The 13,861-nt window shown below is 64.4% G+C and carries 9 protein-coding genes; 4 read left to right on the top strand and 5 right to left on the bottom strand.

What is annotated here, in order from left to right; translation table 11 throughout:
- Nucleotides 1-105: 105 nt before the first annotated feature.
- The 4 genes from AB0N72_RS12555 to AB0N72_RS12540 all read left to right on the top strand — a co-directional run bounded on the left by AB0N72_RS12555 (nt 106) and on the right by AB0N72_RS12540 (nt 5,355).
- Entirely contained in the window at nt 106-1,290 is a 1,185-nt protein-coding gene (locus AB0N72_RS12555) for a histidine kinase (protein WP_363930706.1), read from the top strand.
- A gap of 3 nt (nt 1,291-1,293) precedes the next feature.
- Nucleotides 1,294-2,007: a response regulator transcription factor gene (locus tag AB0N72_RS12550; RefSeq protein WP_363930705.1), complete on the top strand. Its 714-nt coding sequence runs from the start codon at nt 1,294-1,296 to the stop codon at nt 2,005-2,007.
- 90 nt (nt 2,008-2,097) lie between these two features.
- A complete protein-coding gene (locus AB0N72_RS12545) occupies nt 2,098-2,892 on the top strand; it encodes an ABC transporter ATP-binding protein (protein WP_363930704.1) in 795 nt (264 codons plus the stop codon).
- Between the two features lie 3 nt (nt 2,893-2,895).
- The gene (locus AB0N72_RS12540; RefSeq protein ID WP_363930703.1) at nt 2,896-5,355 is read left to right on the top strand and encodes an FtsX-like permease family protein; all 2,460 of its coding nucleotides are present in this window, start codon (nt 2,896-2,898) and stop codon (nt 5,353-5,355) included.
- 120 nt (nt 5,356-5,475) lie between these two features.
- Here AB0N72_RS12540 and metG read toward each other — a convergent pair whose 3' ends face one another.
- The 5 genes from metG to ilvC form a co-directional block, all read right to left on the bottom strand.
- Nucleotides 5,476-7,035 (bottom strand): methionine--tRNA ligase, encoded by a 1,560-nt coding sequence (gene metG / locus AB0N72_RS12535; protein WP_363930702.1) that lies wholly within the window; start codon nt 7,033-7,035, stop codon nt 5,476-5,478.
- A 34-nt stretch (nt 7,036-7,069) separates the two neighbouring features.
- Complete coding sequence (locus AB0N72_RS12530) at nt 7,070-7,825, bottom strand: ATP-binding cassette domain-containing protein (protein WP_363930701.1); 756 nt, start codon at nt 7,823-7,825, stop codon at nt 7,070-7,072.
- Complete coding sequence (locus AB0N72_RS12525; RefSeq protein WP_363930700.1) at nt 7,822-10,632, bottom strand: FtsX-like permease family protein; 2,811 nt, start codon at nt 10,630-10,632, stop codon at nt 7,822-7,824. The genes AB0N72_RS12530 and AB0N72_RS12525 overlap by 4 nt, the downstream gene beginning before the upstream one ends.
- Before the next feature lie 211 nt (nt 10,633-10,843).
- On the bottom strand, nt 10,844-12,439 hold the full coding sequence (serA, locus tag AB0N72_RS12520) for a phosphoglycerate dehydrogenase (protein ID WP_363930699.1): 1,596 nt from the start codon (nt 12,437-12,439) through the stop codon (nt 10,844-10,846).
- Nucleotides 12,440-12,728: 289 nt separating this feature from the next.
- Entirely contained in the window at nt 12,729-13,754 is a 1,026-nt protein-coding gene (ilvC, locus tag AB0N72_RS12515) for a ketol-acid reductoisomerase (protein ID WP_363930698.1), read from the bottom strand.
- Nucleotides 13,755-13,861: the final 107 nt, after the last annotated feature.

Raw genomic sequence — 13,861 nt, 5'->3', positions numbered from 1 at the left:
ATCCACATGCTGGTCAAAATCGTCTCACTCTTCGAACACTCATCCCGGGCGGATTCAGACCACGGCATGATGCCTGCGCCCCGGCGCAGCGAATAGAGTCGTACCGTGGACAGAAGGCACGCAGTATACGAATGGTTCCGGATCAACCGCTTCACAGTGGACTTGACGGCGACTTGCCTCCTCATCCTGATCTTTGGACCCGTCTACCTCCTGGCCGACCGGCCCTGGCTGTTCCTCCTCTCCTGCAGCCTCCTGTTGCCCCTCGCATGGCGACGGACGCGCCCAGCGGCAGCGGCCGGCGTCGTGATCCTGGTATGCCTCATCCAGTGGGCGGCCGGCGCCGAACCCGTGGCGGGCCAGATCGCCGTCCCGCTCATCATCTACGCCACTGCGGCCTACGGCCCGGCCTGGGCGAGCCGCACCGTCCTGGTGGCAGGACTGGTGGGTGGCGTGATGCTCACGACACGCGAGTACGCCGGCAGCGCGGAGTCGGGCATCATGGGCCTCACCATCGGTGCGCTCTACACGGTGCTGATCTGGATGCTGGTCCTGGTCAGCTGGACCTTGGGCGACCTCACCCGCGTGCGCAGGCTCCAGCTCCAAGCCCTCGAGGACCGCACCCGCCGGATGGAAGTGGAGCAGTTGCAGGAGCGGAAACTGGCTGCCGCCGACGAACGTTCCCACATAGCCCGGGAGATGCACGACATCGTGGCTCATTCGTTGTCCGTCATCATCACGCAGGCGGACGGTGCCAGGTACGCTGCCGCCGCGAAACCGGAACTTGCCACCGAAGCACTGGCCACCATCGCAGCCACCGGCAGGGACTCGCTCGGGGAAATGCGGCGGCTGCTGGGCATCCTGCGCTCGGACGAGGACTCTCCGACGCGCCCCCAACCCAGGCTCGCCGACCTGGATGAACTCCTCCTGGGCTTCCGCGCCGCCACCCTCCAAGTGGGTTTCGAACAGCTCGGGACACCCCGGCGGCCACTTCCCGCCGGTGCCGAACTCACCGCGTACCGCATCATCCAGGAGTCCCTCACCAACGTCATGAAGCACGCCGGCCCCAAGGCCACGGCCAACCTGACGCTCACCTGGCAGGGCCGCGGACTGCAGTTGGACGTCGTCGACGACGGCCGGGGCGCCGCAGCTGATCCGCCCGCGGCAGGTGGGGGCAACGGACTGCGGGGAATGGGTGAGCGCGTCTCGCTCTACGATGGTTCCTTGACGGCCGGCCCCGAACAGGGCGGCGGCTTCCGCGTGTCCGCTTTCATCCCCTATTCGGAGGCCTAAGCAATGCCTGAACTCCCCCCACCCATCCGGGTTGCACTCGTCGACGACCAGCAGCTGGTCCGTTCCGGCCTTGGCATGCTCATCAATTCGCAGCCGGACCTGGATGTGGTGGCAGAGGCGGGCAATGGAATCGAAGCCCTCCAAGCACTCAGCGCTACTACCGCGGACGTGGTCCTCATGGATGTCCGAATGCCCGGAATGGACGGCATCGAGGCCACCCGCCGCATCCTGGAACAGGCTGCCGCGCAACCAGCGGGTTCGCAACGGGCGGACGTGAAGATCGTGGTCCTTACTACCTTCGACCTCGACGAGTACGCGCTGGCAGCCATTCAAGCCGGCGCCAGCGGGTTCCTGCTGAAGGATGCCCCGCCCGAAGAACTCCTTGAAGCCATCCGCACCGTGTACCGGGGCGATGCGGTCATTGCACCGTCCACCACCCGTCGCCTTTTGGACCATGTGGCACCACTGCTCAGGACGCAGACCCCGGAGCAGAGCGAGCACGCGGCCGCCGTCGAGTCCCTGACGAACCGTGAGCGGGAAGTTTTCCAGCTCATCGCCCAAGGCCTGTCCAATCCGGAGATCGCTGCGGGGCTGTTCCTTTCCGAAGCAACCGTGAAGACGCATGTGGGGCATATCCTGGCCAAGCTGGGCGCCCGGGACCGCGTGCAGGTGGTGGTCATCGCCTACGAGACAGGCGTTGTCGCCCCGGGGTCCTAGCCCGGCTCATTCCACGGTATGAGCGCCCGTCCGCGACAATGGGCCCACAGCCCGATCCCGCGGGCATGCGCCCGAACATAGCGTGGAACCATGACGACATTCACGCCTCTCCCCCACCCTCCCGGAACCGGCCGCCAAGCGGGATCGGACGCTGCCAAGGCCCGTCCCGCCGTCGAAGCCTTCAACCTCACGAAGAGCTACGGCCGCGCCGATACGATCGTGACCGCCTTGAACGAGGTGTCCGTGAGTTTCGACGCCGGCAAGTTCACCGCCATCATGGGGCCCTCCGGCTCGGGCAAGTCCACACTGATGCATTGCCTGGCCGGGCTGGATACGGCTGACTCAGGCCGCATCGTCCTCGGTGGCACGGAGCTCACCGGACTCAACGACCGCCAGCTCACGGCCCTCCGACGGGAGCGGATCGGATTCGTGTTCCAGGCTTTCAACCTGGTGCCGACCCTGACGGCGGAGCAAAACATTACGCTTCCGCTCGCCTTGGCAGGAACAACGGCCGACGCCGGGTGGCTGGAAACCGTTGTCAGCACCCTTGGGTTGAAAGACAGGTTGAAGCACCGCCCCCATGAGCTGTCCGGCGGCCAGCAGCAGCGCGTCGCTGTAGCCCGGGCACTGTTGACGCGTCCCGACGTCGTGTTTGGTGACGAGCCGACGGGCAACCTGGACTCGAGGGCGGGCGGAGAGGTGCTGGCCCTCCTGCGCCGGAGCAGCCAGGAGATGGGCCAGACCATCATCATGGTGACCCACGATCCCGTGGCAGCAAGTTACGCCGACCGGGTGGTGTTGATGAGCGACGGCGGCCTGGTGGGCGAGATTCACGAACCCACGGCGGACTCCGTCCTGACAGCCCTCGGCAAGCTGGGAGCCTGAGCCATGTTGCGGGTTGCCGTTTCCCAACTGACGACGCATTACCGGCGGTTCATAGCCATCGGGCTGGCCGTGATGCTTTCCGTCATGTTCCTTTCCTCCACACTCATGGTCGGCGCAAGTACCAATGCCTCGTTGGGCGCCAGCATCGGCGAGGCCTACCGCAACGCCGATCTTGTGGCTACCTCCAAGAACGGCGAGCCCTTCAGCCAGGCCGCGGTGGACGCCGCCGTTTCTGCCCCGGCAGTAAAGGCGAGCTACGCCGAGCGCTCCACCTACGTGACGTTCCAGGCCGGCGGCGGAGAGCAGTACGGGCGCTTGCGCAATGCAGCACCCTCATCCCTGGAAGGCGCCACCCTCGCCTCCGGTTCCATGCCGTCCAACGCGCTGGAAGCAGCCATCGACGTCAAGACGGCCGAGCACCTCGGCTTGGCCGTAGGCAACACGCTCGAATTGCATGGCAGCGGTCCAGTCAAGATAGCCAAGGTCACCATCTCCGGCCTGATCAAGGCCACGAACGATCCCTTCTCGTCTTCCGCGGCCCAACTCGTAGGCTCCGACTCCGTCATGAACGCGGTACAGGATGCCGGGGCCGGCTTCTCGGGGCTGCAGTTCGCGCTCAAACCGGGTGAAGACGTTTCTGCGGCCAAGGACTACATTTCCCGGCGGATGGAAGCCGCGGGCGCGGCAGGCCCTGTGCTGGAGACGGCACAGGAAAAGGTCACCTCGACGGTGGCCATGTTGAGCGCAGGCCAGGACCAGCTGACCATTGTCCTGCTTGCCTTCGCAGGCATTGCCGTCCTGGTGTCCACCTTGGTGGTGGCCAATACCTTCTCCGTGTTGGTGGCACAACGCACCAGGGAGCTGGCTCTCCTTCGATGCCTCGGCGCCGGGCGCAGTCAGATCCGCGGCTCGGTCATGCTGGAGGCACTTGTTGTCGGCTTCGTCTCCTCGGTGCTGGGTGTCCTCGCGGCGATCGGACTGATGAGCGCCCTGATCGCCTGGGCCAGGTCACAACCTGAGCAGGCGTTCGCGACGTTGGCCGTGCCGCCGTCGGCCATCATCGCCGGCTTGGTGGCTGGAACTCTGCTGACCGTTGTCGCGGCGCTGGTCCCCGCGAAGGCGGCCACCGCCGTCGCGCCCCTTGCCGCGCTGCGCCCCGCAGAGGACGCGTCCGTACGGAACCGACGCGGTAAGGTCCGGCTGTTCGTGGGCCTGGCAGCTTTGCTGGGTGGCACGGCGTTGCTGGTGTACGGGAGCATCAATGTGGCCCTTGGGGTCGCCCTGATCGGCGGTGCTTCTTCCTTTGTGGGCATCCTGCTGTGTTCGACGTTGTTCATCCCCACCGTGGTTGCCCTGGCTGGCCGGCTGGCGGCCCCGGCCGGTGTCCCCGGAAAGCTCGCCGCAGTGAACGCCACCCGCAACCCTGCGCGGACTTCGGCCACCGCGGCTGCCCTGTTGATCGGCGTCACCTTGGTCTCCTTGATGATGACCGGCGCAGCGACGTCGCGCCAGGCTTTCAACGACACACTGGCGGAAAACTATCCGGTGGACCTGTCGGCACAAACTGCCGCGTCCGGCGATCCTTCCGGGGCACTCAACCGGATCAAGGGACTCGACGGCGTCAGCGCGGCGGTCCTGCTGCAGCCTGTGGCCACCCTTAACAACGACGCCGCCGGCGGCGCAACAACCGTTTACGGCCTGTCGGCCACCGATGCCGCATCCGTCCTCCGGGACAACCACTTGAAGCCGGTTCCCGGCACCGTCTACCTGCCCGAGGACTCGCCGGTGGGCGCAGCCACCCTTTCGACGGCGGGTGGCCCCGTCACCCTCGACGCGAAGGTTCTGCGGACCAGGAATATCCCCGCATTTGTGGAGTCTTCCAGCACGGCTTCGGGCCCCTTGCCGGAGACACCGGGCATGGTGTGGGTGAAGCTGGATGATTCAGTCTCCGGCGACCAAGTCCAGGCCATCCAGAAGGAGATCGCTTCCGCTCTGGGCGTCCACGAGCGCACCGTCAGCGGCGCGGCCATTGAGCGGGTGACGTTCAACAGCATCATCGATGTCCTGTTGCTGGTGGTGACGGCCCTTCTCGGAGTCGCCGTAGTGATCGCGCTGATCGGGGTGGCCAACACGTTGTCCCTTTCGGTCCTGGAACGGACGCGTGAGAATTCGCTTCTCCGTGCCCTTGGCCTGACGACCGGCCAGCTGCGTGGGATGTTGGCGATCGAGGCCGTGCTCGTTGCCGGCGTCGCTGCCCTCATGGGCGCTGGCATGGGCATCGTCTACGGGTGGCTCGGCGCCCAGGCGAGCTTGGGCGCGGTGGCGAGCGTTGTTCCTGTCGTACCGTGGCTGCAGCTGGCGGCGGTGTTTGGCGTGGCGGTTGTGGCCGGCTCGCTGGCCTCGGTGGTCCCCGCACGGCGTGCAGCGCGCCTCTCACCGGTTGAGGGCCTTGCCACAGCCTGAATCGCTCTCCCACATCCCGTGGGCATATAAGAATCGCTCTCTCACTTCACCGGTAAACCGGATGGGAAGTGAGAGAGCGATTCTCGTTCAGGGCTGGTACGTGAGCGGGCGTTGGCGGCTTTAGGCCTCGGCGGGCTCTTCGTAGCGTGGGAAGACCGGGGCCGGAGCCGGCAGTTCCGTCCCCGCCACGAGCGGCGTGGCGATGGCGGCGAACTGGCGGGCATCGCCTGCCGGCTGGCCCAGGACGTCAAGGAGCTTGGCGCACGACGACGGCATGACCGGTTGCGCGAGGATCGCCACGATCCGGACAACCTCCAAAGTGACGTACAGGACCGTGTTCATGCGCTCGATGTCCGTTTTACGCAGGACCCACGGAGCCTGCTCGGCAAAGTAGGCGTTGGTGTCGCCCAGAACCGTCCAAATGGCTTCGAGGGCACGGCTGAACTCCTGCCTTTCGAAAGCACTCCGGGCTGTCTCGAGCAGTGCACCGGCCTGGCCAAGCAGGGCTTCGTCCTCAGCGGTGAAGGCGCCCGGCTGCGGGACCTTGCCTTCGCAGTTCTTTGCCACCATGGACAAGGAACGCTGGGCGAGGTTGCCGAAGTTGTTCGCGAGGTCAGCGTTCATGCGGCCCACAATGGCCTCGTGGTTGTAGTTGCCGTCAGCTCCGAAGGGCACCTCGCGGAGGAAGAAGTACCGGCACTGGTCCAGGCCGTACTGCTCCACAAAGTCCTGGGGAGCAACAACGTTGCCCAGCGACTTGGACATCTTCACACCGTTGTTGGTGAGGAAGCCGTGGATCATGACGCGATGCGGAAGCTCCAGACCGGCACTCATCAGGAACGCGGGCCAGTAGATCGCGTGGAAACGCGAAATGTCCTTGCCGATGACGTGCACATCCGCAGGCCAGAACTTCTTGAAGGACTCCGACTCGATGTCCGGATAACCCACGCCTGTGAGGTAGTTGGTCAGGGCGTCCACCCAGACGTACATGACGTGCTTCTCGTCGCCCGGGACCGGAACACCCCAGTCGAAGGTCGTGCGGCTGATCGACAGGTCTTCGAGGCCGCGCTTCACAAAGCTGATGACCTCGTTGAAGCGGGACTGCGGAGCCCCGAATTCAGGCTGGGCTTCGTACAGGGCCAGGAGCTTTTCCTGGTAGTTGGAGAGCCGGAAGAAGTAGCTTTCTTCTGCGGTCCAGGTGACCAGGGTGTCGGTTTCCTTGGAGTAGCGGAGACCGTCCTCCTTCACCACGGTATCGTCCTCGACGTAGTAGGCCTCGTCGCGGACCGAGTACCAGCCCTCGTACTTGGAAAGGTAGATGTCGCCGTTGGCTTCCATCTTTTTCCAGATGGCCTGGGAGGCTGCGTAGTGGTCCTGGTCCGTGGTGCGGATGAAGCGGTCGTGGGAAATCCCCAGGTCCTGGCTCATCTGCTTGAATGCTGCCGAGTTGCGGTCCGCGAGCTGCTTGGCAGTGATGCCTTCCTTCTCTGCGGACTGCTGCATCTTGAGGCCGTGCTCGTCCGTTCCGGTCATGAAGAAGACTTCATGGCCGTCAAGGCGCTTGAAGCGCGCCATGGCATCAGTCGCAATGACCTCGTAGGCGTGGCCGATGTGGGGCACGCCATTGGGGTAGCTGATAGCGGTGGTGATGTAGAACGGAGATTTCTCTGGAGACGTCACTCTAAGAAGTTACCTTTTTTTCGGGCGGAATAGCTTAGTTAAGTTCGGTCAGCGTATCGCTGAGCCGGACCAGCTCGTGGTCGTGGGACGCAACAAGCACGGCAATGCCGTCGCTGGTGGTGTCCTTCAGGATGCCGATGATGCGGTTGGCCGCTGCCCGGTCAAGGCTGGCCGTGGGTTCGTCCACCACCAGGACACGGGTGCCCAGAATCAGCGCACGGGCGATTGCAACGCGCTGGCGCTCACCACCGGAGAGCTGCGCAGGGCGGTGGCGCATTCGACGTCCCAGTCCCACCAGGTCAAGAAGGTCCTTTGCCATTTCCGTGCGCTGTTCGACCTCACCGTCGGGGACAGCGGGAAGCAGCACGTTCTCCAGGGCGCTCATGCCATCGATCAAGGCACCGCCCTGGTCGACGTAGCCAATGAGTGCACGGCGGCGGTCGGCGATTTCGTCGTCACCCATGGCGTCCAGCGGCTGGCCCTCCCAGAAGACCTTGCCCGACGTCGGCAGCGTCAGTCCGGCGCTGACGGTCAGGATACTGGTCTTGCCGGAACCGCTTCGGCCGGCGACACAGTGCATCTCACCGGCGTGCAGGGTCAGGTTGAAGTCATCGACGACGTCGACTTCCTCGGCGCCGCCCTTGTCGCCACCGTAGTGGATGGTCACCCGGCTAAGCTCCAGGGGCGTTGCGTGGTCGGCAGCCCTCACGATGGTGTTGGCGCGGGTCTGCAGCGACTCTTCCGTGGTTTCCGGGGTTGCCGTCGGCTCGGGGTTGAGGTTGTCAGTCATTTGACTACTTTCGTTGCAATGGGAATCCAGCAAATTACGGCCAGCAGCCCGGCGAGTCCGGCCCACAAAGCGGCGTAGGGGGCAAGGAGCAACCCAAGCCCCAGGGCACCAAGCACACCCAGGGGAAGTGCCACCGTCCCGACAAGTGCGTTTTCGAAGAACCTGACTTGGCCCAGCATGTCGGGGTTCCAGCCCATGGCCCGCAAGGTGCCCAGGTATTCCCGCTTGGCGTGGAGCTCGAACCTGCCGGTGACAAGCGTCAGCAGGAGCCCGACCACGACGCCGAAGACGGCGAGAATGACGCTCGGCAGGGCAATGCTCGCAGCGGCCAGCCCACTGAGTGCGCTGGCACCTGCGGCGCGCGGAATGTCGATCAAGAGTGCGATCAGTGCGCCGACTGCCGCGCCAAAAACGCCCACGGCCACTGCCAGCGAAACGGAGTTGAAACGGTTGGTGGTGAGTTGCCTGTTGGCGAACGTCAACGGTGAGTCCACCGTGACCAATCGCTCGTCGTGCTGCGGCTCCTGGTCAATCACCACACGGTGCCGCAACTGCTGGGCAGCCAGCAGGGCAGCAGCACTGTAGATGACGAGCATCGTTACCGAAACGAGGACGGTGGCGATGTTCCAGCTCAGCAGGCTGAGGATCACCCCTGCGGCAGCAAGGGCTGCGGCGCCGACGGCGAACTCCTCCAGGACCCAGGAGCGGATGCGTTTCTGCGTCCAGCCCATGGCACGGAGGATGCCTGCCTCGCTTCTGCGCTGGCGGATGTAGCTGACAGTGGAGGCGCCCGTCAGGAGGGTCGCGCCCAGCAGCGTCAGGAACAGCAGGGTGATGTTCGTACCGGTCAGGGAGCCGGATACTGCGTCAGCCGCGTTCTGGCGGACCCACGACTGCTGGACGGTGCCCAGCGCGGACTCCTTGCCGGCGTCGTCCTTGCTGTAGCCGGGTACGAAGATGTTGGCGTCTTCACGCGCGGAGCCGGCCACAACAGTTGCTTCGAGGCCGAGTTCACGGATCTGCGCTGCCAGCTTCTCAACCTCGGGCTGCGCGGTCTTCCAGTTGCCGGCCGCAGCCGCACGGACCCGCACGGCGTCGATGACATTGGCGTTGGCGTCATAGCCGCGGGCGGCTGCAAGGCCGTAGTAATCGGTGATGGCGCCGGCAGACTGGCTGACCAAGCCCGTGGCACTCAGGGAAGGCTTCAGTTCCGCACCCTGGACGTCTTTGCCCTCGGCATCCTTGGTCAGCGTCATCGGCGTGGGGTCATAGCCGCCCAGGGGCAGCTTGTTGACGTCACCGGCAGCCGCCTGGACAGCAGCGGGGTCGAACGTGCCGTACACCATGGGCAGGGGTGCGGCAGGCTTCTTGCCCGTTTCAAGGTCTTCGCGGTAGGAACGCTCATCAACGGGTTTGCGCTGGGTCTGGTCCACGGCCGCGCCCAAGGAGGACTTTTCAGGCAAGCGGTTGACGGTCACCCAGTCCCCCGGCGTCGCAGTCTTGTCGGAGGCACCATTGGCAGCTTCGTCGCCGTCCTTGTACTTCGGTGCCGCAGCAAACGCCGTGCTCCAGGTCGCGGGGTCGTACAGGCCTTGGCTGAAGGCCGCTGTGCTTCCCAGCAATTGGCTGTGGTCCGTGGACCCGGGCCACTGCAGGGCGAAGGGGGACTTTGAGACGAACGGCAGGTAGTCCTTGTCCAGGGAACGGGTGACCGTACCGACGTCCTTGACCACTTTGCCACTGGCGTCGAGTTCCTCGATTTTTACCGAGTACTTCAGGTCCAAGGACGTCCCCGTACGCACGATCAACGGAATGGCCTTGGAATCAGCGGTCAACAGGCCGTCACGCTTGGCCTGCTGGTACTGGGTCATGAGGGGCGCCCAGTACTTGAGCTTCACGCCAAGGAAGTCCGGCCCCTCCTCCAGCTGCTGCATGCTCAGGCCGGTGGTGAAGAGGCTTTCGAAGTGACGGCCGATCGCACCGGCGTCGCGTGCATCTGCCGGCGGCGCCTTCTCCAACGGCGCCAGGAAGTCGCCTGCCGAACCCAGCAGCGCCCTTTCGGCGGCGGGATCAACGGCGACGACGGATTCGGTCACCTCGGGTGCCAGGGGCAGCGCCACGGAGAGATTGAAGAGGTTGTGTTCGGAGCCCAGCGCGGGAGCCGGGAACTTGATGCCGGTCTCGCCGTCGGGTCCTGCGATCCGGACGTTGCTGCCACCGGCGGCCTGCTCCTTGACCAGGCGGCCCTTGCCCAGGGTGCCTTCAGCGCTGGTCTTGAAGAGCGTTTGCTCCTTGACACCGTCAGAGCTGGTGGCAGAGGCGGTCAGGCGGTACTTCTTGGGAGAATCCGAGAACACCGACTCCGGGGCAGGCCACTTGCTGGAGTCCATGGCCGAGGGGTCCCCGGCCGTTACTGCCCCTGCAAGGCCCGCGTTGTAGCCAAGGTAGTCCATGGCGTTCAGGCGCGGCGCTTCAAGGTTCTGGGAGACGCGTGAGACCAGGCTGATGGGAGCGGCCACGGCGGTCTGGCCCATTCCACGGATTTTCTCCAACTGGTCAAAGCTGATTCCGCCTTGGCCGTTGGCGATTTCGGGCTGGATCAACGCACCGCCGTCGCCATTTTGCGATTGGTCCGGCTTTGCCTGGACCAGGATGTCGTAGAGTCCCCGCGAATTCTCATCCACTGTCCGGTTCAGAGCCGCCTGCGACTGGCTCTGGACGAGGACGGACAAGCACATAGCGACGATCAAAATGGCCGCGGTCAGCAGCAGCACACGGCTTCTGATGAACCTTTGGACGGCGTTCATTGGGCTCCCTGAGACCTTGATTGCGGGCGCGCACACGCGGTCCGGGATTCCTGAAAAAACACAGCGGAATACCGGGCTGAATGTGCTGAAAGTTGTGGCCGGCCTGCTGCCGGGTCCGAATCCCGGACCCAGCCATTGTAAGCAGACCGGCCACTTCTGCGTGCCAAAGGTGTGTCGCCGGCACGCGAACTTCAGCTGATGGGAACCAGTCCTAGTCCTCCAGGTCCACTTCGCGGACCATGTCGGCGCCGATGCCGGCCTTGATGGCCTCCAGTACCTGCTGCGGCACGGAGCTGTCGATGGTCAGGAGTGCGAGGACCTGGCCACCTTCAGTCTGACGGGCCACCTGCATGCCGCCGATGTTGATGTTGTTCATGCCCAGGATGTGGCCGATGGTGCCGATCACGCCGGGGCGGTCGGCGTAGGCCACCACCACGAGGTGCTCGCTGATGGGGATTTCGACGTCGTAGCCATTGACGCCAACCAGCTTCTCCACCTGCTTGGGACCAGTCAGCGTGCCGGCGACGGAGATCTGCGAACCGTCGCTGAGGGCACCGCGGATGGTCAGGACATTGCGGTAGTCCTCGGCGTCCGGGGTGGTGATGAGGCGGGTGTTGATACCGCGCTGCTCGGCGATGACCGGTGCGTTCACGTAGGAAACCTGCTCCGTGACGACATCGGCGAACACACCCTTCAGTGCTGCCAGCTCAAGGACCTTTACGTCCAGGGCGGCGATCTCTCCGGCAACCTCTACGTCGATCTGCGTGAGCGACGCATGGGTAAGCGAGGTGAAGATCCGGCCCAGCTTTTCGATCAGCGGAATGCCCGGACGCACGTCGGGGGCGATGACGCCACCGGCTACGTTCACGGCATCGGGTACAAGCTCGCCGGCGAGGGCCAGGCGGACCGACTTTGCCACGGAGACGCCGGCCTTCTCCTGGGCCTCGTCAGTGGACGCGCCAAGGTGCGGGGTCACAACAACGTTGTCGAGTTCGAAGAACGGCAGATCGGTGCTGGGTTCCTTGACGAAAACGTCCACTCCGGCGCCGGCGATCTGGCCTTCCTTCAACGCGGTGTAGAGCGCTTCTTCGTCCACCAACCCGCCACGGGCGACGTTGATGACGTACGCGGACTCCTTCATCTTCCTGAAGGCGTCGGCGCCCAGCATTCCCACGGTTTCCGGCGTCTTGGGCATGTGGATGGTGATGAAGTCGGAGTTCTCCAGAAGTTCATCCAGAGTTACCAGCTTGACGCCCAGCTGCGCTGCCCTTGCGGAAGTGATGTAGGGGTCGTAGGCGAGGATCTCGGTTTCGAAGCCCTGAAGACGTGCTGCCACCAGCGCGCCAATGCGGCCAAGGCCGATAATGCCGATCTTCTTCTCGAAGAGCTCAATGCCGGTGTACTTGGAACGCTTCCATTCGCCGTTCTTCAACGCGGCACTGGCCTGCGGAATGTGGCGGGCGAGGCTCAGGATGTGGCCCACAGTGAGCTCGGCAGCCGAGACGATGTTGGAGGTCGGTGCGTTGACAACCATCACGCCGGCCTGCGTTGCGGACTTGATGTCCACGTTGTCCAGGCCCACACCTGCGCGGGCGATGATTTTCAGGTTCTTGGCCGCGGCGATTGCCTCGGCATCCACCTGGGTGGCGGATCGGACCAGGATGGCATCGACGTCGGCGATGGCAGACAGCAGCTGGGAACGGTCGGCGCCGTCGGTCTGGCGGATCTCAAAGTCCGGGCCCAATGCCTCGACTGTTGCGGGCGAAAGTTCCTCAGCGAGGAGGACGACGGGTTTGCTGGCTGACACGGGGTGGCACCTTACTTTGGACAACTTGGGACAGAACTGGACAAGGAGCGGATGCGTGGCCCGGGCACGGCGCCGGGACCAGCCCAGAATATCGAATCCGGGCTGTGTTTCCGGTGCCGGCGAGGGATGTTACGGCCGGACCGGAAGGGATGTGAAGAACTTCACAGCTCCACCGGGGGTGCAATTCGGTGGAGAAACAGGGCACATACGGCGGCGCCCGCCCGGCTGTAAATCGCCGGACGGGCGTCGCTGCTTAGTACTGGTGCATTGCTGCTGCCAAGCGGGGCAATCAGCGGGCTGCGGAGCCTTCGACGTAGTCGGCGTCCTGCTGCTGCCAGGAGAACAGGGAGCGCAGTTCCCGGCCAACTTCTTCGATCGGGTGCTGCTCGGCCTTGGCACGGAGTTCCTTGAACTCGACGGCGCCGTTGTCCTGGTCGTCGATGAAGCGCTTTGCGAAGGCACCGGACTGGATGTCAGCCAGGACAGCCTTCATGTTTTCCTTCACCTCGGGGGTGATGACGCGCGGGCCGGAGACGTAGTCGCCGTACTCAGCGGTGTCGGAAACGCTCCAGCGCTGCTTGGCGATGCCGCCTTCCCACATGAGGTCAACGATGAGCTTGAGCTCGTGAAGGACCTCGAAGTAGGCGATCTGCGGCTGGTAGCCGGCCTCGGTGAGGGTTTCGAAGCCGTACTGGACGAGCTGGGAAACACCGCCGCAAAGGACGGACTGCTCGCCGAAGAGGTCGGTTTCGGTCTCTTCGGTGAAGGTGGTCTTGATGACGCCTGCACGGGTGCCGCCGATTGCCTTGGCGTAGGACTTGGCCAAGTCCCAAGCAGAGCCGGTAGCGTCCTGCTCGACAGCGATGATGTCCGGGATGCCACGGCCGGCTTCGAATTCGCGGCGCACAGTGTGGCCCGGTGCCTTCGGGGCGATCAGGATGACGTCAACGCCTGCCGGGGCTTCGATGTAGCCGAAGCGGATGTTGAAGCCGTGTGCGAACGCAAGCGCCTTGCCTTCGGTCAGCTTGTCCTTGATGGAGTCGTTGTAGATCGAGCGCTGGTGCTGGTCCGGCGCCAGGATCATGATGACGTCGGCCCATTCGGCGGCGTCGGCAACGTTCTTGACCGTGAAACCTGCGTCCTCGGCCTTGGCGGCCGACTTCGAGCCGTCCTTGAGTGCAATGACAACCTCGACGCCGGAATCGCGCAGGTTAAGCGCGTGGGCGTGGCCCTGGGAGCCGTAGCCAACGATGGCTACCTTGCGGCCCTGGATGATCGACAGGTCTGCGTCGTCGTCGTAGAACATTTCAGTCACTTGCGTAACTCCTCTTGAGTGGTTTTTCGTAGATATTGATGTGGTGCTGCGGTTCTGGACGCAACGCTCGGCAGGTGGGCCATCGGTAGCCGTGGACCCACCGCGCT

It is taken from the genome of Paenarthrobacter sp. NPDC089307 (genome assembly GCF_040685055.1).
Classification (GTDB): domain Bacteria; phylum Actinomycetota; class Actinomycetes; order Actinomycetales; family Micrococcaceae; genus Arthrobacter.
Note: the sequence above shows the minus strand (reverse complement) of the source record. Positions and strands in the feature narration are given on the sequence as shown.